Here is a 20,537-nt window from a genome sequence, read left to right on the forward strand (position 1 = left end):
GCAGGTCATGGCAGCAGGATCGCGGCGCTGGCGTCGCTGTGCGCTCGCGGCGCTGCTGGGGCTGATCCCGGCGGGCAGCGCGTGGAGCGCAGCGTCCTGCGCGCAGGGCGTGCTCACGGACCTGGGATGGCAGATCGAAGCCGCTGATATCGCCGCGCCGGTCGTGCACGGTGGTCCGGTCTGCGAACGCGCCGATCTGCGCCAGGCGCACCGCGCCGGCGACCTGCGCGTGCAGCTGCCGCGCCAGTGGTCGGCGGACCAGCGGCAGGCGTGGCTGCCCACGTTGTTCGATGACCCGGCCACGGTCTGTGCGTATGCCTTCACGCTCGGCGCTGCCACCCGCCGCGCTACCACCGCGCTGCAGGACAACGACGGCTTCCGCTTCTCCGCGCTGCAGCTGGGCTGGATCGGCTTCGGTGCCGGCGGCGCGCAGGCCAAGGGCTGGGAGCGGTTTCGCAGCTTCGGCCGCGGCTATCAGCCGGCCGGTGCAAACAGTGCGGCACTGCAGACCTTCTACGAGGGGCGTGTGCGGGCCGAATGCGGAGTTGGCCGCCAGGTCGCGCAACTGGCGACCCAGCGCGAGCTCTACGGCGATGCCGCGTTTGATCGCGAGTTCTCCGCCGATGAGCTCTCCATCGGCACCTTTCTGACCCTGCACGAGACCGACAGCATCCTGCTCGGCCGACACGCCGGTGAGTTCCTGGCCGATGGCAAGGCGAAGAAGACCGCCCTGCGCGGGCGGCAGGCCTTCGTCGGCACGCCCGGCTTCATCGAGCACGTGTTCGAGCGCAAGTACCTGGATGACATCAACAACCAGGCCGAGAACTTCGTGGTGGTGGATGTCAGCGATGCGGCGGCACGCGCGCTGCGCGAGCACGAGGGATTCGCCTATTACGACCAGATCAACCGGCGCATCTGGGCGTTGGCCCAACGCATGCCGGGCCCGGGGCCGCGCCGGTTCGAGCGGCTGTTGATCGAGCGCGATCCGATCTGGCGGCGCGAGGTTCCGGCCGAGCAGCAACCGCTGCTGAAGGAACTGGATGCGTTGCTGGACGATCCGTTCTACCAGGGGTTCCTGATTTACGTGCATCCTCGGGGTATACGTCCTATCGGGTATCACATCGCCCGCCTGCTCGATCGCAATCCGCGGACACCGTTCGCGATCGAGCTGGGGCTGCACAACCTGCATACCACGCTGTATCGGCGCTGGATCGACGCACGCCTTCGCCAGTGCGATTCCCCGCCGACAGCCTTCCTGCAAGACAACACGACAACGGAGTAGAGGTGATTGATGGATATCGCAATGATCGGGCTGGGCCGCATGGGCGCCAACATGGCCGAGCGCCTGCATCGCGGCGGGCACCACGTGATCGGTGTCGATCCCGGTGAAGCGGCACGTATCGCGGCGGCCGAACGCGGTTTCGAGGTCAGCGCCTCGATCGCCGAGACGCTCGCCGCGCTGCCGGTCCCGCGCGTGGTGTGGCTGATGGTGCCGGCCGGTGTGGTCGACCAGACCCTGGCCTTCCTCTCGCCGCATCTGTCCGAGGGCGATGTGGTGATCGACGGCGGCAATTCGTACTACAAGGACTCCATGCGCCGCAGCGAACAGCTGCAGGGCGAGGACGTCACCTACATCGACTGTGGCACCAGCGGTGGCGTGTGGGGCCTGCAGGAGGGCTACAGCCTGATGATCGGCGGTGACCAGGCGGCGGTCGAACGGGTCGGGGCGATCTTCCGCACGCTGGCGCCGGCAGAGGACCGTGGCTGGGCGCATGTGGGGCCGAGCGGGGCAGGGCACTTCTGCAAGATGGTCCACAACGGCATCGAGTACGGGATGATGCAGGCCTACGCGGAAGGCTTCGCGTTGATGCAGCACAAGACCGATTTCAATCTCGATCTGGCGCAGGTGGCCAAGGCCTGGCAGCACGGCAGCGTGGTGCGTTCGTGGCTGCTCGATCTCAGTGCCGATGCACTGGCCCGCAACCCGCAGCTGGATGGCATCGCGCCGTACGTCGAAGACTCCGGCGAGGGCCGTTGGACCGTCGCCGAGGCGATCGACCTGGACGTGCCGGCCCCGGTGATCACGCTGTCCCTGCTCGAACGCCTGCGCTCGCGCGAGAAGAACTCCTTCAGCGACCGCCTGCTGGCCGCGATGCGCAACGAGTTCGGTGGTCACGCGATCAAGACGACCTGACCGCGTCAGAGCGCGACACGCCGCCCGCTGCGTGCACTCTCTGCCCCGGCCTCGAGCAGGCGCATCAGCTGCAGCGCCTGCGCGGTGCTGACGGGGGCCGCGCCCACGCCGAGCACCGCATCGCGGAAGGCCGCATAGAACGCCCGGTAATCGCCGGGCACGTTGTCCACGGTGCTGCGTTGGGTGTGTCCGTCGGCATCGATCCGCACCAAGTGACCGTGCTGCGGATCCAGTCCCCAGCCCGGCGCGCCCGGGGCAATGCCGCGGCGCAGCTGATCTTCCTGCACGTCCAGCCCGTCCTTGAGGTAGCTGCCGGCGTCGCCATGCACGATGAATCGCGGACCGGACGCGGCGACCAGCGAGCCGGCATGCAGCATCGCGCGATGGCGCGGGTAGTGCAGCACCGCATGGAAATAGTCAGTGCCGAGCGCATGCTCGCGCTGCGCCATCAGATCTGCGCTGATGGCATCGGGCCAACCAAACAACTGCAGCATCTGGTCGAGCAGGTGCGGCCCCAGATCCATCCACAACCCGCTGCCAGGCGCATCGCTTTCGCGCCAACGGTCGCGAACCTGCGGGCGGAACCGGTCGAAATGGGAATGGCATTCGGCGACGCGGCCGATGCTGCCCTCCTCGATCACCTGCTTGAGGGTGAGGAAGTCGGCGTCATGGCGACGGTTCTGGAACACGGTGACGACCCGTTCGGCCTCCTGCGCGGCCCGCACCACGGATTCGGCTTCGGCTACGCTCAGGGCGAACGGTTTATCCACCAGTACGTGCTTGCCGGCGGCCAGCGCGGCGCGTGCCAACGGGGCATGCGCGTCGTTGGGCGTGGCGATCACCACCGCATCGAGCGCCGGATCGTCGAACAGCAACTGCGGGTCGTCGCAGATGCGCACATCGGTGAAGCTGCGCAGCAGCCGATCACGCTGCGAGCTGACGATGCTGTGCAGCGCAAGGCCCGGCGTATGCATGATCAGTGGTGCGTGGAAAACGCTGCCGGCCAAGCCATAGCCGATCAGTCCCACCTGCAGTTCAGCGGCCATGGTGCGCTCCAACATATCGAGGCTGGACAGCGTAACGGTTGTGCCTGCGGGGCGGAAATCTGAACCATTCCGCATCAACCTGAGTGGTTCACGGCAGCGTTATGTGGCGCCCACGTCCTGTCCACGGCCCTGCACCGACACTGGCCCCACTCTCCGCAAAGGAATTCGAACATGACCAACACGACCCGTAATCTGCTTGCTGCTTCGCTGGCCCTGGGCATGGTGCTGGGCACCTCGACTGCCATGGCCAAGGATCCGCCGAAGACCACCGATCATGCCGCGATGACCCATGCCGACAAGCACGACTCGGCCGAGCCGGTCACCGACAGCTGGATCACCACCAAGGTCAAGACCGACCTGCTGACCAGCAAGAACGTCCCGGGTACCGAAGTGAAGGTGGAGACCGTCAATGGCGTGGTCACCCTCACTGGCACCGTGGCCAGCCAGGCCGAGCACGACAAGGCCGTGCGCGTGACCCAGCAGATCAAGGGTGTGAAGCGCGTCGATGCTGCCAACCTCAAGGTTGCTGCGACCGCTGCACGCTGAGCCCACACTCTGCATCGCTGAACAAAGCGCGCCTTCGGGCGCGCTTTTTTTGTTCTGCCCCGTATTCACAAACGGGTGGAGTATATTCACCGCTTCGCCATCGCCGGTGGGCAGCGCACTGCCGGACCTCCCGGGTGCGTCGGGTCGTCGATGGCACCGAGCTGAAGAGGGACTATGGCGCTGGTGTTCAGTGATCAAATCTGGGACCGCTGGCGATTGCCGGCATTGGCCCTGGCGGCCGTGGCCATCATCGTGGTGCCTTGGCTGACCCTGCGCAAATTGGCCGACGACAACGTCGATGCCATGAATTGGGTCACCCACACCCAGGAGGTCGGTGTGGCGGTGTACCAGCTCCAGGCCGATGTGCTGGATGTGGAGTCGGCGGCGTTGACGATGTCCAAGGGCATCGATTCGCCAGGGCTGCGCGAGCGCGTCGCCCGTGGCGACCAGCTGCCTGCCCGGCTTGAACGGCTTGCCGAACTCACCCGCGACAATCCTGAGCAGCTGCTCAGGATCGGCCGCATCCAGTCCATGCTGGAGCGCCGGATTGAACTGGCCAAGCAACTTGCACGTTCGTCGCCGACGGAAGATCAGCGCCAGCTGGTGGCCGATCTGACCTCCCGCTACCCGATCCGCAACCTGGTGGAAGACCTCCAGGCCAGCGAAGAGCGCCTGCTCAAGAAGCGCTCGGCGTTGTTCGCCGCACAGCAGCGGCAGGGCGAACTGGTGTCCTGGTCGGCGCTGGTGGTGCAGCTGCTGCTGCTGGGCCTGGTGCTGTGGCTGCTGCACCGTCAGATCGGCCATCGCGAGACGGCCGAACGTGCCTCCCTGCGCTCGGCCGGCCGCGCCGCCTCGGTGCTGCATACCGTGCGCGAGCCGATCGTACTGCTCGATCGCAGCCTGCGCGTGCAGATGCACAACCCGGCGTTCGCCGAACTGTACGGCCTGGACGAAGACGCCTCGGCTGAAGGCCTGGCGCTGGACAGCATCGGCGAGGGTGCCTGGGCCGATGCAGTGGTCCGCCAGCGCCTGACCGATGTGCTGCTGCGCGGCCGCGAACTGTGGGATTACGAACACGAACAGCGCACCGCCGATGATGTCGTGCGGATCATGCTGATCAATGCGCGGCGCATGCCGCTGCCGGACAAGGACGACGAGGTCGTGCTGATGACGGTCAGCGACGTCACCGTGCAGCGCGCCGTGCAGCTGCGGGTGGAAGAGCTGAACCGTCAGCTGGAAGGCAAGGTCGAGCAGGTCTCCGAGGTCAACCGCGAACTGGAAGCCTTCAGCTACTCGGTCTCGCACGACCTGCGCGCGCCGCTGCGCCATGTGGCGGGTTTCTCGGACAAGCTGACCCGTCACCTGGGCGAGGATGCGGACGAAAAATCCCTGCATTACCTGGGGGTCATCTCCAATTCCGCCCGGCGCATGGCCGCCCTGATCGACGACCTGCTGGTCTATTCGCGGCTTGGCCGGGCCGCCATGCGGCTGCAGGCGGTGGACATGCAGTCGCTGGTGGCCGATACCCGCGCCATGCTCGATGCCAACCAGCAGAGCGAGTCCGAGGGCAGCGGCGTGCCGCACCACGTGGACTGGAAGATCGCGCCGCTGCCGATCATCGTCTCCGACGAAAACATGATGCGCCAGGTCTGGCTGAATCTGCTCGGCAACGCGATCAAGTATTCTTCCAACCGCGAGCCGGCCCGGATCGAGGTGGACTACAAACTGCAGCCCGACGGCAGCCACCTGTTCACCGTCCGCGACAACGGCGCAGGCTTCGACATGGCCTACGCCGGCAAGTTGTTCGGGGTGTTCCAGCGGCTGCACAAAGCCAGCGATTACCCGGGAACGGGCATCGGCCTGGCCAGTGTCCGCCGCGTGTTGACCCGCCACGGCGGCCGTATCTGGGCCGAGTCGGCGGTCGACCAGGGCGCCACGTTCCACTTCGTACTTCCCCCCGCGCTCGACGCAATCAACAAGGGCTCCGCCGCATGACCGCTCTCCGTACCATCCTCCTCGCCGAGGACAGCCCTGCCGACGCCGAGATGGCGATCGACGCCCTGAAGGAAGCCCGCCTGGCCAATCCGATCGTGCACGTTGAAGATGGCGTGGAAGCGATGGATTACCTGCTGCGTCGTGGCGCGTTCGCCAACCGCGATGAAGGCCTGCCGGCCGTGTTGCTGCTGGACATCAAGATGCCGCGCATGGACGGCCTGGAAGTGCTCAAGGAAATCCGCAACACCGAAGAGCTCAAGCGGCTGCCGGTGGTGATCCTGTCCTCCTCGCGCGAGGAGAGCGATCTGGCGCGCAGCTGGGACATGGGCGTCAACGCCTATGTCGTCAAGCCGGTGGACGTGGACCAGTTCTTCGGTGCGGTGCAGACCCTGGGCAAGTTCTGGGGTCTGATCAACCAGGCACCGGAGGTCGAGTAAGCCCATGCCGCTCACCGGCCCTGCGTTGGGTGCCCTGCGGATCCTGCTGATCGAGGATTCGCCGGAAGACGCCGAACTGATGTGCGAGCAGATGCTCGACGCTGGTCTTGAGGCCAGCTTCGAGCGGGTCGAGAGCGCGCAGGAACTGCGGGAGGCGTTGGAGCGCGCCGCGCCGGACATCGTGCTGTCGGACCTGAGCATGCCCGGCTTCTCCGGCAATGAGGCGCTGCAGATCGTGCGCGCGGCGTTGCCGGAGGTGCCCTTCATCTTCGTGTCCGGCACGATGGGTGAGGAAAACGCCGTGGCCGCCCTGCACCAGGGCGCCAACGATTACATCATCAAGCACCAGCCGGCGCGCCTGCCCTCGGCGGTGGCGCGTGCGGTGCGCGAAGCGCGCAGCGCGATCGACCGCCAGCGGGTGGAAGCCGAGCTGATGCGCGCGCAGCGCCTGGAAAGCCTATCGCTGCTGGCGGCCGGCCTGAGCCACGACCTGCGCAACATCCTGCAACCGCTGCTGATCATGCCGGACCTGCTCAAGGCCCGGACCGACGATCCGCAGCTGCACCATCTGGCCGACATCATCGCCGAGTGCGGTCGACGCGGCCATGAGATGGCCGAGTCGATGCTGTCCTTCGTGCGCGGCTCGCGCAATACGAGCGAACACATCTGCCTGGTCCATCTGTTCGAAGGCGTGGAGCTGCTCCTGCGCAGCAACCTGCCGGCCAAGGTCACTCTTCACCTGGAGGTGGCCGAAGGCCTGGCGGTAGATGCCAACTACACCGAACTGCAGCAGGTCCTGCTCAATCTGTCCTTGAACGGCATCCAGGCGATGCCCGATGGTGGCCGGCTGACGCTGCGCGCGGCGGCTGCCGCCGATACCCAGGGCGAGGACTGGCTGCAGATCACGGTGTCCGACGAAGGCATCGGCATGGATGCGCAGACGCTCTCCAATCTCTTCAATCCGTTCTTCACCACCAAGGCGACCGGCACCGGGCTCGGCCTGATTTCCTGCAAGCGCATCGTCGAAGGTGCGCACGGCACCATCCAGGTGGACAGTACGCCAGGGGTGGGCACGCGCTTCGAGGTGCTGCTGCCGATGCAGGCGGCGGCCGATGCAGCCGACACCGTGGACGCGCCGACCATCGCCGGTGCCGGGCAGTCGATCCTGGTGGTGGATGGCGAAGCCACGCGGCTGTCGCTGCTGGGCAATGCGCTGTCCAGCCAGGGCTATCACCTGCAGCTGGCCTCCGATGGCGCCGCGGCGCTGCGCTGGATGCAGCAGGAGAGCATGCCGGCACTGGTGATCGCCGATGCCGGCTCCAAGCTGCTCTCGGCCAGCCATCTGCTGGGTGAGATGGCCACGCTTGGCTACCGGGGCCCGGCCCTGGTGCTGGAAGAAGCCGACGTCACCGTGCCGCTGGCGGTGTTTCCGCCCGGCATCAACGTGCATGTGCTGCGCAAGCCGCTGGAGATGCAGCAGGTGTTCCGTTCGGTCGCCGAAGCGCTGCAGACCGCCTGATCAGGCTTCCCACGGGAACGGCGGCAGGCTGGCGACAGCCTGTTCGAGCTTGTGCGACCAGCTGCCGTGGATCTCGGCGTACAACGGGCTGTCACCGGCCAGGCGCATGCGCTGGGTGATCCGCAGGTCATCCTTGCGGATCAGTACCAGATCCACCGGCAGCCCCACCGACAGGTTGGAGCGGATGGTGGAATCCAGGGACACGATGGCGGTGCGCGCCGCGTCTTCCAGTCGGGTCTGCGGGCGCAGGATGCGGTCCAGGATCGGCTTGCCGTACTTGGACTCGCCGATCTGCAGGAACGGGGTCTCCGGCGAGGCCGCGATCGCATTGCCGAGCGGATAGATCATGTACATCCCGGGGTGCTCGCCGCCGATCTGACCGCCCAGGATCAACGTGGCCTGGGTCACGATGCCATCCTGGCCCGCCTCATGCGTGCTGGATTTGACCTGGCTGTCGAGCAGCACCCGGCCCACGTACTCGGCCACCTCGAACAGATGCCGGTAGGCGCGGAGGTTTTCCGGGCGGTGTTCCTCCACATCGCGGCGCAGGCGCGAGATCAGCAGCTGGGTGGTCGCAAGATTGCCCGCGGCCATGATGACGAAGGCGGCTTCACCGGGAAATTCGAACTCGTGCAGCTTGCGGTGCACGCGGACATCGTCCAGCGAGGCGTTGGTGCGGGTGTCGGCGGCGAAGACCAGGCCTTCGTCCACCTCGATGCCGACGCAATAGGTCATGTCGGTGTCCTATGATGTGCACCCCGATTCTATGCGCTGGCCCTGTTGGCCCCGTGTGGATTCGCCCCACGTACGCTGAATACCATGACCACTGCGCTCCTGAGCCTGGGCAGCAACCTGCAGCCGCAACAGCACCTTCACGCCGCGGTGGAGGCGCTGCGCGCGCGCTTCGGCACGATCGCGGTCTCGCCGGCCTACCGCACTGCTGCGGTCGGCTTCGACGGCCCGGATTTCCTCAACAACGCCGTGGCGATCGAGACCGATCTGCCGCTGCAGACGCTGGATGACTGGCTGCACGCGCTGGAGGATGCCCACGGGCGTGACCGCAGCGGCCCGCGCTTCAGCGACCGCACCCTGGATATCGATGTGGTGTTCTACGGCGACCTGATCGTGGAAGGCCCCGGCCATCTGCGCATCCCGCGCCCGGAGCTCAAGCACGCGTTCGTGCTCAAGCCGCTGGCCGATATCGCGCCGGACTTCCGCGACCCCGTCAGCGGGCTGACCCTGGAGGCGCTGTGGCGCGCCCATCGGCAGTTCGGCGAGCCATTCGACACGATGGAGCTGGGGCCCGGGTAATCAGGCACCGGGTAGTGCCGGCCGCTGGCCGGCGATGCGACAACACCCGAATCTGCGTTTACGACAACGTCCGCCCACCATCCACGCGCAGCGTGTGCCCGGTGACGAACGCGGCCTCGGTGGCCAGCCAGTACACCGCCTCGGCGATCTCCTCCACCGTGCCGGTGCGGGCCAGCGGCGTGCGCGCCAGCAGCGCCTGCCGGGCGAAATCGTCCTTGCCCTGTTCCGGCCACAGGATGGCCCCGGGGGCGACCGCGTTGACCCGCACCTTTGGCGCCAGCTCCAGCGCCAGTGAGCGGGTGACCATTTCCAGGGCTGCCTTGGCGGCCGCGTACACCGGGTGGTCGCGCATCGGCTCGGTGCCGTGCAGATCGGTCAGGTTGACGATGCTGCCCTGCTGGCGGCGCAGGTGCGGCGCGGCGGCCTGGGCCAGCAGCAGCGGCGCGCGCGCGTTGACCGCGAACAGGTCGTCCCACTGCGCGGCGGTGATCTGGCCGAGCAGGGTGGGGTAGAAGTTGGAGGCGTTGTTGACCAGCGTGTCCAGCCGGCCGAACTGGGCCACGGTCTGGTCGATCAGATCGGGCAGGGCATCGGCATCGCGCAGGTCGGCCTGCAGGGCCAGCACGCTGCCCGGCCGCAGCATGTCCATGTCGAAGGCCATCTGCTGCAGCTCGGTGGTGGAGGTGTGGGCGTGCAGCACCACCGACCAGCCACAGGCGTGGAACTGGCGGGCGATGGCCGCACCGATCCGGCGCGCGCTACCGGTGATCAGCGCCACGGGGGCGGTATCGGTCATCGGGGGTACTCCCTGCTCAGGCTATGCTGTGCATTGTCACCGCAATCGCCCGCGCCATGCATTCCCCACTGCCCACCCCCGAATCCGACGCCCTGGCCCACAGCGACGAGCTGGCTGCGGCGCTGCGTGCTGAAATCCTCGCCAACGGCGGCGCGATGCCGTTCTCCCGCTTCATGGAGCTGAGCCTGTACGCGCCCGGTTGGGGCTATTACAGCGCCGGTGCCAGCAAGTTCGGTGCCGCCGGCGATTTCACCACCTCGCCGGAAATCGGCGCGCTGTTCGCCGCGACCCTGGCCAACGCGATCGCCCCGGTGATGCAGCAGCTCGGCCCGGAAGCGCGGTTCATGGAGGTCGGCGGCGGCAGCGGCGCGTTCGCCGAAGTGCTGCTCAAGCGCATGCTGGAACTGGACGCGCTGCCCGAGCGCTACGCGATCCTGGAGCCCAGCGCGGACCTGCGCGAGCGCCAGCGCGAGCGCCTGGAAAAGGCGCTGATCCCGCCGGTGTTCGCCCTGGTGGAGTGGCTGGACCGCCCGTTCGACGACGACTGGGATGGCATGGTTTTCGCCAATGAAGTGATCGATGCCTTGCCGACGCCGCGCTTCCTCGCCCGTGACGGCATGGTCTATGAAGAAACCGTCGAGCTGGATGCGCAGGGCGCGTTCGTGCGTGGCGCGCAGCCGGCCGATGCGATGCTCACGGCGGCGGTGCGGCACGTCGAGCGCTACCGTGAAAAGCCCTTCGCCGATGGCTACCGCTCCGAACTGCTGCCGCAGTTGCCGTACTGGATCCAGGCGATCGCCGGCGGCCTGAAGCGCGGCGCGATGCTGTTCGTCGATTACGGCTACCCGCGCAACGAGTATTACCAGGACGACCGCGACGACGGCACGGTGCGCGCGTTCTACCGCCACCACGTGCACAACGATCTGTACCGCTGGCCGGGCCTGCAGGACCTGACCGCCTCGGTGGACTTCACCGCGTTGGCCGAGTCGGGCACCGGTGCCGGATTCGAACTGGCCGGTTACTGCACGCAGGCCAGCTTCCTGCTCGGCAACGGACTGGATGCGCTGCTGGAAAAAGTCGATGCGCGCACCGACGAGATCGGCCGCGTGCGCCTGCGCGATCAGGTGAAAAAGCTGACGCTGCCGACCGAGATGGGCGAGCGCTTCCAGGTGATGGGCTTCCAGCGCGATGTCGATTTCGAAGCCGCCTTCGAACTCGGCGATCTGACCTGGCGTCTGTAAGGTGGCGGCGACACCCGTGTTGAAGCCGCTGCGCTGGCCGCGGTTCTGGCTGGCGTTGTGGTGGCTGGCGGTGCTGGGGACCATCGTGGTCTGCCTGATCCCGCCGCCGTCGATCCCGTTGCCGGAGAACAGCGACAAGGTCGAGCATTTCCTCGCGTATTTCCTGCTGGCCTCAGCCGCCGTGCAGATCTACCAGCGGCGTGCGGCGCTGATCTGGGCCGCAGTCGGCCTGGTCGCGCTGGGCATCGGCATCGAATTCGCGCAGGGCGCCTTGACCGTCAACCGCATGGCCGACCCCATGGATGCGCTGGCCAACAGCATGGGCGTGCTGGCCGGCATGGCGATCGTGTTCACCCCCCTGCGTGATCTACTGGTACGCCTGCGCGGTTGATGTGTGTGACGCCGGCCACGCATGACGGGTAGTGCCGGCCGCTGGCCGGCACCCCGCTGCCCGAACTACCGCGGCAACAGTGTGATCTCATCCAGCACCCACATGGTCGGCCGGGTATCGCCGGTGAAGCGCACGCAGAGATTCTGGGTGCCCTTGAACGAGCGCGGCAGCGCCGCCTCCAGGGTGATGAAGCCATCGGCGCCCGGCGCGGCCGGCAGTGGCACGCTGGCCAGCGGCTTGCCATCGCACTGGCCGCCGAGGATGTCCATTTCTCCGTGTGCGCTGCGCTTGGGCGCGAAGCGCCGGTTCGGCTCGTCGTGGGCCAACTGGAAGTAGTACGGGATCTGCCCGGCCCGCACGCGCAGTGTGGCGATGCCATCCACATCCGCGTCCTTCCACAACCAGCACGGGTTGAAGATGTCCACGTTGAAGATCGCGCGCTCGCCATCGGCGGGGCCGTCATCTTCCAGGCGCAGCAGCAGCTGGCCTTCGCCCGGGCATTGCGCGAGATGTTCGTCGCTCCGCGACAGCAGCGATGCGGCGGTGATGTCGAAGCGGCTGGCCGCCTTGGCCAACGCCTGGCCGTTGAAAAACGTTGCCGCCTGCAGCGCCACCGGCAGCGGCTGCTGCAGCGGGGCGGTGTAGCGTGGCGACTGTGCGGTGACCGCGCTGCCATCCACGCTGTAGTGGATGTCGTAGCCGAGCGGGGTGCGCAGGGCCAGCGTCGCGGTGCCGGCGGCACGGTCGTCCGCGCTGTCCAGTTCCACCTGGAATGGCGTCTGCGCATACGCGATGCCCATCGCCTGGTAGCGCTGCAGCTGCGCCGGCAGGCGCGCCAGAAAATCCGCATAGTCGCGGCGCTCGCGCGGCGACCAGCCGGTCTCGGCCACGGCGGCCAGGCGCGGGAACAGGTTGTGCTGCAGGCGTGCGTAGCTGCGCGTGTGCTCGGTGAACATGTTGGCCTGCAGGCCGAGGATGTGATGCTGCTTGTCCCTGGCCAGTGCGTCCGGCACCGGCTCGAAGCCGTACACGCGCGCCAGCGGAATCGTCGCCGGGCGGCCCGGCGGTTCGTTCGGCGAGTTGGTCTGCAGGTAGTCCATGTACATGTCGGTCACCGGCGACATGACCACGTCGTGGCCTTCGCTGGCGGCCTTGAGGCCACCCTCGGTACCGCGCCAGGACATCACCGTGGCTTCCGGCGGAAGCCCGCCCTCGAGGATTTCATCCCAGCCGATCAGGCGCCGGTCGTGCTTTTCCAGGAAGGTCTCCAGGCGCTTGATGATGTGGCTCTGCATCTCCATCTCATCGCCGGCACCCAGCTCGCGCATGCGCGCCTGCACCCGTGCGGAGGCTTCCCACTGGTCCTTGACCGCTTCATCGCCGCCGACGTGCACGTACTTGGCGGGGAACAACGCGATGACTTCCTCCAGCACGTTCTCGAGGAACGTGAAGGTGCTGTCTTCCGTGTTGAACAGGTTCGGGAACACCCCCCATTCGCTCAGCGGCTTGAGCGGTGTCTCGATGGTGCCGAGTTCCGGGTAGGCCGCGATCGCTGCGGTAGCGTGGCCGGGCACGTCGATTTCGGGAATGACCTGGATATGGCGCGCGGCGGCATACGCGATCACCTCACGGATCTGGTCCTGCGTATAGAAGCCGCAGTACGGGCGCTCGGCGCCGGTGACCGGGTCGCGGCCGCCATCGCCGGCCGGAATGCGGCAGCTGCCGATACCGGTCAGCTTCGGGTAGCGCTTGATCTCCATGCGCCAGCCCTGGTCATCGGTGAGATGCCAATGGAAGGTGTTGAGCTTCTGCTCGGCCATCGCATCCAGGACCTGCTTGATCTCATCCAGGCTCTGGAAGTGGCGGGCCGAATCGAGCATCAGGCCACGCCAGCTGAAACGGGGTGCGTCGTCGATGCGCAGCGCCGGGAGCTTGCCATCGCTGCCGCCGGTAAGCAGCTGCGAGAGCGTGGCCGCACCGTAGAACAGGCCGGCCTCGGTAGCGGCCTGTACGGTCACGCCACGCGCGTCGGAACGCAGCTGGTAGCCCTCGGCACCGGTCTTGAGCGTGGCGTCGAGCACGAAGCCGATGCCGTCCTTGCTGCGACCTCCGGCGACCGTCACCGCCGGGCCGCCGCTGTCACGCAGCAGCGTGGCGAACTGTGTGGCCACGCGTCGCGCGGCATCGCCCTGCGCGCGCACCGGTGTGCCGGCAGTGACCGTGTACCCGGCGCCGTCGATGCGATCGACCTTGGCGGGCGCGGGAATCAGCATCAGCGAGCCGGGCAGGGCACGCGGGCCCTCCTGTGCCTGTGCATCGGTGGCCTGGGCCGACGGCGCGAGGGAGAGTGCCAGTGCGAAGGACAGCAGCGACAGCGAGGTACGACGGGTGCGGGTGTGCATCGGGTCATTCCTTTGTAGCGATTCGGGTTCCACCTGTGAAAACGGGCCCGGAGATCCGGGCCCGTATCAGGCATTCAGCATAGTGCCAAGGCAATCAGAACTTGAAGTGCAGGGTCGCCATGTAGCGGCGGCCGCTCTTGTAACGCGAGGCCAGGTGATCCTTGTCGCCCAGGTACTGGAAATACTCTTCATCGAGCAGGTTCTGGGCGTCGACGGTGACCGACCAGTTTTCGTTGAAGGTGTAGCCGAAGCTGGCGCCCAGCTCGGCGTAGTCGTCCACGCTGGCCGGTGCCGAGCCTGCGACGTAGCCGCCGGCCAGGTAGCTGTCACGCCAGTTGTAGGTCAGGCGGGCGTTGATCGGACCCTTCTCGTAGTACGGGCTGAACGCGACCGAGTTGCGCGACTGGTAAGGCAGCGCATCACCGGAGTTGTTCTCACCGTTGGCGTAGGTGTAGTTGGCGGTCAGGCCGAAGCCGCTCTCGCCGAAGGGCTGCTGGTAGCTGAGGTTGAAGCCCTTGACGTGGCCGCTGCCGGCATTGCGCGGACGCTGGATGCTGTAGTCGCAGTAGCCGTCGGCCGCACAGCCGTTGGTGCCCACGATGTTGGCCCAGGTGGCCGGCGAGGTATCGCGGATCGAGTTGTACTGGCGCTCGGTGACGGCGCTGGTATCGATGTAGTTGTCGATCTTCTTGTAGAACAACGACCAGGCGACCACCGACTGCGGCGCGAAGTAATACTCGGCCGACAGGTTGTAGTTCCAGGACTCATACGGCGACAGGGCTGCGTTGCCGCCGCTGCCGGTGAGCGTGGTGTCGTTGAGGAAGGTGTTGTTCACCATCTGGTTGTACGGCGCCCAGGCGATGACCTTGCTGGCGCCGAAGCGGAACACCCAGTCGCTGGAGGTGTCATAGACCAGATTGACCGAGGGCAGCAGGAAGTCTTCCTTCTTGGTCTGGGTCTGCCACTTGCTGTCCAGGTCGGTCAGGGTGGGGGTGCCGCCGTAGACGAAGCCGCTGCCGGCGGTCTTGGAATCCACGTAGCGCACGCCGACGTTGCCGCGCACCGGGCCGTTGGAGAAGTTCAACTGCGCGTAGGCGGCGTTGTTGGTCTGCTCCAGCGCCCAGCTGTTGTTGAGGTAGCTGGCCGGATCCGGGTTGGCGAAGTCCAGCGGGCTGCCCTTGACCCAGTTCAGCACGTTGTCGCGGCCGACCTGGACATGACGGCCCTGGCCATCGGCGAAGCCCTGGATATCGGTCAGCCCGATGGTGCCGACGTCGGCCAGGGTGCCCGGACGCACGCCGCCATACACGTTCAGATCGAAGCTCTCTTCATGCTTGCCGTGGCGCACGCCGAACTGCAGCTGGTTGAAGATGCTGTCGAACTGCACATTGAAGTCCAGCTGCGCGTAGGTGTCCTTGCTGTCGGTGGAGAAGATGCCATTGTTGCCGAACCAGCCACCGGCCGAGCCCCAGTTGGCCGGGTTGCGGGCCGCATCGGGGTTGTCGAAGGTGATGCCGTTGTCCAGGTTCCAGCTGAAACCACCGTTGTAGAACGGTTCGATGAAGTACTGGGCCAATTCCTTGTTCTCGGACTTGCTCTGCCCGGCCTGGCCGCTGATGCCCCAGCTCTCGCCCTTCCAGGCCCCGCGCAGATCCAGGCCCTTGGTGGTGACTTCGGATTCGCGCACGTTGTTGTCGTAGATCACCGTGCCGCTGTTGGCGGTGGCGCTGGCATTGGAGTGGCCGCTGTTGACCACGCCATTGCGCACATCGCCGAGCTGGTTCACTGCACCGATGGTGCCGGGATTCCAGGTCAGGAAGGAGTACATCGACTGGTTGTAGTTGTCGAAGTTCTCCTTGATGTACAGGCCGCTCAGATTGAACTCGAGCTCGTCGGTCGGCTTGAACTGCAGATTGACCACGGCGCTGTCGCGCTTGCGGTCCTGTTGGAACCAGGCCGCATTGACCGAGTTGGGCACGTCCGCGTTCGGGTCCACCCCGGGTGCGTTGGTGAAGGTGGACGCTTTGGCGTAGCCGAACACTTCCATGCCCTGGCGGTCCACGCGCTCTTCATAGTGCTGCGCGGCCACGTTGATGCCGAAGGTTTCCTCGTCGTTCTTCCAGCTGTAGATCGCCGAGGCGTTCGGCTTGCCCTTGCTGGCCTGGTCGCTGTAGCTGTAGCCGATCGAGGCGGCCACTTCATTGGCGCGCATGTCCAGCGGCTGGCGGGTGTGCATCAGGATGGTGCCGCCCAGGCTGCCTTCGGTCAGGCGCGCTTCGGAGGACTTGATCACTTCCATGCGGCCCAGGATCAGCGGCGAGAGCAGGGTGTAGTCGAAGCCGCGGTTGGGCTGTTCGCCATACAGCCAGATCGCCTGCGCGACCGGGTGGCCGTCCAGGAAGGACAGGTTGAGGCTGGGGTCGGTGCCATCGATGCTGACCCGCTCACCCTGGCCGAAGCGACGGTCCAGCGAGATGCCGGGCAGCTGCGAGAGCGCTTCGGCCACATTGGTGCTGGGGAACTTGCCGATGTCCTCGGCGGTGATCGCCTCGGAGATGGTGACATTGTTGCGCTTGGTATCCAGCGACTTTTCCAGGCTGGCGCGGATGCCGACGACGCTGACCGTATCCAGGTCGGTGGGGGTGGTCGAGGTTTCCTGCGCCTGCGCGCCGAACACCAGACAGCTGAAAATGGCTGCCGAAAGCAGACTCTTGCGGTGGTTCATGATGTCTCTCCTCATCAATCCGATGGTTCGCCGGCGACGGCGTGTCTTCTTGCGTCTGGTACGACTTTGCCGCGCGCCCTGAACGGGTGCGCCATGGGTGCCACGTACTGCGTATTGCCTTGCCCTGCGCGCCGTCAGGCGTTCGGGTGGTCCCTATGTCCCAGGTACCAGCTGGCGGCGCCGATGACGCCCAGCTGCCCGTGCTCGACCACCTTCACGGGAATGCGTTCCAGCGCCTCGCGCATCGGCCCCTTGTTGAGGTACCGCTCGACGAAGGTGCTGTTCAAGAGGAAATCGCGGATCTGCGGCAGGATGCCGCCGGCCAGATAGACCCCACCGGTGACGCCGTACTGCAGCGCCATGTCGCCGATCGTGCTGCCGAGCAGGCCGCAGAACACATCCAGGCTCTGCCGCGCGAGCGGGTCCTGGTCGGACATGGCGGCGGCGGTGATCGCATCGGGGGTGGTCAGCGTCGGCGATTGGCCGCTCAACGCGCACAGGGCGCGATACAGATTCATCAGGCCGGGGCCGGACAGCGCCTGCTCGACCGAGACATGCGAGCGCTCGCGCAGCATGTGCCGCACGATCGCCATCTCCAGTTCGGTGGTGGTGGCCAGGGTCGGCTGGCCGGCTTCGGTCGCCAGCACGACGGCGCCGTGCGGGGTCGGGATCCACACCGCCGCGCCCAGCCCGGTGCCGGGGCCGACTACCAGGGTCGGGCCGCGCGGGGCGGTGGCCGGGCCGGTCAGCTGCAGCACGCCACTGGCATCGACCTGGGCGGCGGCATAGGCCACCGCCTCGAAGTCATTGACGATGTAGACCTGGTCCAGACCGACCTCGCGCTCAATCTGCCGCGCCGACAGCGGCCAGGGCAGGTTGGCGGTGATCACGGTGCCGTCTTCACGTGCATACCCCGCGGTGGCGACCACGCAGTGTGCCGGGCGCGGGCCATCGGCCAGGAATTCGGACAGGATCGCGCTGAGGCCGGCGTAATCGGCATTGCGGAACTTGCGGTAGTCCAGCAGCTGCACCGGATGGTCCGGATCCGCGCTGGCCTGGACCCGGCCCACCCGGACATGCGTGCCACCCACGTCGGCGGCCAGGAACGGCGGCATCGCAGCGGACGGGGCATGGGCCGGTACAGCGTGGGCGGCGTTGGTCACACGGACTCCATCGGTTGGGCACGGCCAGGGCTGGCCCGGCGATTGAGGCGGAGTCTGTAATCGTTCTGACAACGATGTCAACGATAACCTCACACTTTCGATGCTGCGCCGCAACGGGCCCTGTCGCAGGAAAACGTTTTCATCCAACGGCCGTCATGTTTTTGCAAACTGCTTGGAAACAGGGGTCCAGCTCCCGTCCGGCGAGCCATACCGGGTTTTTGCGCAGATGCAGCACGCCGTTTTCACGGGACGGCCGGTAATCCAGTTGTTGACAAACCCGGCAGCGGCGACGAATAAATGTGACAACGTTGTTCCCAGTCACTCTTCCGACGCCGCATCGCGCGCCGTCGATGCAGGAGCCTTCTTGATGTCTGCCGTGCCTGCTGCCTCCGCGCGTTCGAGCGTGCTCACCTCGATCCTGATCATCGGCGTACTGTTCTTCCTGATCGGCTTCTTCACCTGGCTCAACGGCCCGTTGATCACCTTCGTCAAGCTCGCCTTCGAGCTGGACGAGGTCGGCGCCTTCCTGGTGCTGATGGTCTTCTACCTGTCGTATTTCTTCCTCGCCCTGCCGGCCTCATGGATTCTCAAGCGCACCGGCATGAAGAAAGGCTTGAGCCTGAGCCTGCTGGTGATGGCGGCCGGCGCGGTGGTCTTCGCGCACTTTGCCCAGCAGCGCTGGTACCCGGGGGCGCTCAGTGGCCTGTTCGTGATCGGCAGCGGTTTGGCCCTGCTGCAGACAGCGGTCAACCCGTACATCAGCATCCTCGGCCCGATCGAGACCGCTGCCCGGCGCATCGCGCTGATGGGCATCTGCAACAAGATCGCCGGCATGCTGGCCCCGGTGCTGATCGGCACGCTGGTGCTGCATGGCATCGGCGATCTGGACGCCCAGGTGAAGGTCGCCGATGCGGCTGCCAAGACGGTGCTGCTCAATGACTTCGCTGCCAAGATCCAGCTGCCGTACATGGCCATGGCCGGGCTGCTGGTGGTGCTCGCGGTTGCGGTGCTGTTCTCGCCGCTGCCCGAGCTGAAGACCGCTGAAGCCAATGCCACGCCGGCCCGCGCGCCAGGGGTGGCCGAGCGCACCAGCATCTTCCAGTTCCCGCATCTGTGGCTGGGCGTGCTGTGCCTGTTCGTGTACGTCGGCGTGGAAGTGATGGCCGGCGATGCGATCGGCACTTACGGCCACAGCTTCGACCTGCCGCTGGACCAGACCAAGATGTTCACCTCGATCACCCTGGCATTCATGCTGTCGGGTTACGTGGCGGGCCTGGCGCTGATTCCGCACCTTGTGACGCAATCGCGCTACCTGAGCATTTCGGCCGTGCTGGGCGTGCTGTTCAGCATCGGCGCGCTGCTGACCCAGGGCTATGTCTCGGTGGGCTTCGTGGCCGCGCTGGGCTTTGCCAATGCGATGATGTGGCCGGCGATCTTTCCGCTGGCGATCCGCGGCCTGGGCCGCTTCACCGAGACCGGCTCGGCCCTGCTGGTGATGGCCATCGCCGGTGGCGCGATCATTCCCCAGCTGTTCGCGGTGCTCAAGCAGCACTTTGATTTCCAGTGGGTCTTCGCCGGCCTGATGGTGCCCTGCTACCTGTACATCCTGTTCTATTCGATGCGCGGCCACCGGGTCGGGCTGTCCCGCGACGGGCAGTGATCGGCGATCATGGAGGTTCAACCGGTCAGCCAGGGAAAAACGATGCGTAGAGCGACCATCAAGGATGTCGCCGAACGGGCCAAGGTATCGCTGAAGACGGTCTCGCGGGTGATCAACAACGAACCCTCGGTGATGCAGGCCACGCGCGCGCGCGTGCTGCGTGCGATCGCCGAGCTGGACTACGAGCCTGATCCGGCCGCGCGCAACCTGCGCACCGGCACCACGCTGGTGGTCGGGCTGGTCTACGACAACCCCAACCCGTACCACATCATCGGCGTGCAGAACGGCGTGCTTGCGGCGTGCCGCGAAACCGGGTTCGGGCTGCAGATCCACCCCTGCGACTCCAGTTCGCCGATGCTCGCCGAGGAGCTGGCCGACTGGGTGCAGCGTTCGCGCCTGGCCGGGCTGGTGCTGACCGCGCCGATGTCCGAGCGCAAGGATCTGGTGGCCGCGCTCACCGCCCGGGGTATCAAGCTGGTGCGCATCATCGCCGCCACCGCCGATCCCGAAGATGGTGCCTGCGTGTTCGTCGACGACCGCGAGGCCGCCTATGAAATCACCGAACACCTGATCCAGCTCGGGCACCAGCGCATCGGGTTCCTGTGGGGCGGTAGCTCGCACCGTTCCAGTGGCGAGCGCTACGCCGGCTATGAAGCGGCACTTCGCGATTACGGCATGTCCATCGACAAGCACCTGGTGGTGCAGGGCGACTACACCTTCGATGACGGCTTCCGCGGCGCGCGCCGCCTGCTGGCGCTGCGCGAACCGCCCACCGCGATCTTCGGTTCCAACGATGAAATCGCTGCCGGCGTGCTGGCGGCGGCCAAATCCACCGGCATGAACGTGCCCTACGACCTGTCCATCGCGGGTTTCGAGGACAGCCCGTTCTCGCGCCAGTCCTGGCCGCCGTTGACCACCGCCAAGCAGGCCACCGAAGACATCGCCCGGCATGCGGCGCGCCTGCTGATCGCGCAGCTGCGCAGCGATGCCTACGACGATGCGCCGCTGCAGCTGCAGAACCAGGGTTTCGTGCCGCAGCTGGTGGTGCGTGGCTCCACCGCGCCGATGCGCCCGCAGGGTGCACGGCTTCCTTCTCCTGAAACGACCTGAG

At 66.5% G+C, this 20,537-nt stretch carries 17 protein-coding genes; 11 read left to right on the forward strand and 6 right to left on the reverse strand.

Features of this window, described 5'->3' with window-relative positions; translation table 11 throughout:
* Nucleotides 1–7 precede the first annotated feature (7 nt).
* Together EDF74_RS11040 and gnd are read left to right on the forward strand one after the other, a co-directional pair.
* Nucleotides 8–1,282 (forward strand): hypothetical protein, encoded by a 1,275-nt coding sequence (locus EDF74_RS11040; protein ID WP_123730172.1) that lies wholly within the window; start codon nt 8–10, stop codon nt 1,280–1,282.
* Nucleotides 1,283–1,291: 9 nt separating this feature from the next.
* Nucleotides 1,292–2,194, forward strand: coding sequence for a phosphogluconate dehydrogenase (NAD(+)-dependent, decarboxylating) (gnd, locus tag EDF74_RS11045; protein WP_123730173.1), 903 nt, complete (start codon nt 1,292–1,294; stop codon nt 2,192–2,194).
* A gap of 5 nt (nt 2,195–2,199) precedes the next feature.
* Here gnd and EDF74_RS11050 read toward each other — a convergent pair whose 3' ends face one another.
* Nucleotides 2,200–3,240 (reverse strand): oxidoreductase, encoded by a 1,041-nt coding sequence (locus EDF74_RS11050; RefSeq protein ID WP_123730855.1) that lies wholly within the window; start codon nt 3,238–3,240, stop codon nt 2,200–2,202.
* A 171-nt stretch (nt 3,241–3,411) separates the two neighbouring features.
* On the opposite strand from EDF74_RS11050, the gene EDF74_RS11055 reads away from it, so the two are divergent.
* The 4 genes from EDF74_RS11055 (at nt 3,412) to EDF74_RS11070 (ending at nt 7,737) form a co-directional block, all read left to right on the forward strand.
* Nucleotides 3,412–3,786 carry a BON domain-containing protein gene (locus EDF74_RS11055; protein ID WP_121039870.1) on the forward strand — a complete coding sequence of 125 codons (375 nt, stop codon included), beginning with the start codon at nt 3,412–3,414 and terminating at the stop codon, nt 3,784–3,786.
* Between the two features lie 174 nt (nt 3,787–3,960).
* Nucleotides 3,961–5,781, forward strand: a complete 1,821-nt coding sequence (locus EDF74_RS11060; RefSeq protein WP_123730174.1) for a sensor histidine kinase — start codon at nt 3,961–3,963, stop codon at nt 5,779–5,781.
* A complete protein-coding gene (locus EDF74_RS11065) occupies nt 5,778–6,218 on the forward strand; it encodes a response regulator (RefSeq protein ID WP_121039864.1) in 441 nt (146 codons plus the stop codon). The genes EDF74_RS11060 and EDF74_RS11065 overlap by 4 nt, the downstream gene beginning before the upstream one ends.
* Nucleotides 6,219–6,222: 4 nt before the next feature.
* Nucleotides 6,223–7,737, forward strand: a complete 1,515-nt coding sequence (locus tag EDF74_RS11070) for an ATP-binding response regulator (RefSeq protein ID WP_123730175.1) — start codon at nt 6,223–6,225, stop codon at nt 7,735–7,737.
* Here the strand turns inward: EDF74_RS11070 and EDF74_RS11075 are convergent, their stop codons facing one another.
* Nucleotides 7,738–8,472 (reverse strand): 20S proteasome subunit A/B, encoded by a 735-nt coding sequence (locus tag EDF74_RS11075; RefSeq protein WP_123730176.1) that lies wholly within the window; start codon nt 8,470–8,472, stop codon nt 7,738–7,740.
* Nucleotides 8,473–8,556: 84 nt separating this feature from the next.
* Between EDF74_RS11075 and folK the strand changes: the two genes are divergently transcribed.
* Nucleotides 8,557–9,048, forward strand: coding sequence for a 2-amino-4-hydroxy-6-hydroxymethyldihydropteridine diphosphokinase (gene folK / locus EDF74_RS11080; RefSeq protein WP_123730177.1), 492 nt, complete (start codon nt 8,557–8,559; stop codon nt 9,046–9,048).
* Between the two features lie 58 nt (nt 9,049–9,106).
* Here the strand turns inward: folK and EDF74_RS11085 are convergent, their stop codons facing one another.
* On the reverse strand, nt 9,107–9,844 hold the full coding sequence (locus EDF74_RS11085) for a pteridine reductase (protein WP_123730178.1): 738 nt from the start codon (nt 9,842–9,844) through the stop codon (nt 9,107–9,109).
* Between the two features lie 56 nt (nt 9,845–9,900).
* Here EDF74_RS11085 and EDF74_RS11090 point away from each other — a divergent pair, with 56 nt between their 5' ends.
* Together EDF74_RS11090 and EDF74_RS11095 are read left to right on the forward strand one after the other, a co-directional pair.
* On the forward strand, nt 9,901–11,085 hold the full coding sequence (locus EDF74_RS11090) for a class I SAM-dependent methyltransferase (RefSeq protein ID WP_123730856.1): 1,185 nt from the start codon (nt 9,901–9,903) through the stop codon (nt 11,083–11,085).
* A gap of 1 nt (nt 11,086) precedes the next feature.
* Nucleotides 11,087–11,476 carry a VanZ family protein gene (locus tag EDF74_RS11095; protein ID WP_123730179.1) on the forward strand — a complete coding sequence of 130 codons (390 nt, stop codon included), beginning with the start codon at nt 11,087–11,089 and terminating at the stop codon, nt 11,474–11,476.
* Between the two features lie 65 nt (nt 11,477–11,541).
* Here the strand turns inward: EDF74_RS11095 and EDF74_RS11100 are convergent, their stop codons facing one another.
* The 3 genes from EDF74_RS11100 to EDF74_RS11110 all read right to left on the reverse strand — a co-directional run bounded on the left by EDF74_RS11100 (nt 11,542) and on the right by EDF74_RS11110 (nt 17,766).
* On the reverse strand, nt 11,542–13,878 hold the full coding sequence (locus tag EDF74_RS11100; protein WP_123730180.1) for a family 20 glycosylhydrolase: 2,337 nt from the start codon (nt 13,876–13,878) through the stop codon (nt 11,542–11,544).
* 94 nt (nt 13,879–13,972) lie between these two features.
* On the reverse strand, nt 13,973–16,603 hold the full coding sequence (locus EDF74_RS11105) for a TonB-dependent receptor (RefSeq protein WP_123730181.1): 2,631 nt from the start codon (nt 16,601–16,603) through the stop codon (nt 13,973–13,975).
* A 134-nt stretch (nt 16,604–16,737) separates the two neighbouring features.
* Nucleotides 16,738–17,766 carry a glucokinase family protein gene (locus EDF74_RS11110; protein WP_260232245.1) on the reverse strand — a complete coding sequence of 343 codons (1,029 nt, stop codon included), beginning with the start codon at nt 17,764–17,766 and terminating at the stop codon, nt 16,738–16,740.
* Between the two features lie 367 nt (nt 17,767–18,133).
* Here EDF74_RS11110 and EDF74_RS11115 point away from each other — a divergent pair, with 367 nt between their 5' ends.
* The gene (locus EDF74_RS11115; protein WP_123730182.1) at nt 18,134–19,426 is read left to right on the forward strand and encodes a sugar MFS transporter; all 1,293 of its coding nucleotides are present in this window, start codon (nt 18,134–18,136) and stop codon (nt 19,424–19,426) included.
* 42 nt (nt 19,427–19,468) lie between these two features.
* On the forward strand, nt 19,469–20,536 hold the full coding sequence (locus EDF74_RS11120; protein ID WP_123730183.1) for a LacI family DNA-binding transcriptional regulator: 1,068 nt from the start codon (nt 19,469–19,471) through the stop codon (nt 20,534–20,536).
* The last annotated feature ends 1 nt before the right edge of the window (nt 20,537 follow it).

This window comes from Stenotrophomonas rhizophila (assembly GCF_003751305.1).
GTDB classification, from domain to species: Bacteria; Pseudomonadota; Gammaproteobacteria; order Xanthomonadales; family Xanthomonadaceae; genus Stenotrophomonas; species Stenotrophomonas rhizophila_B.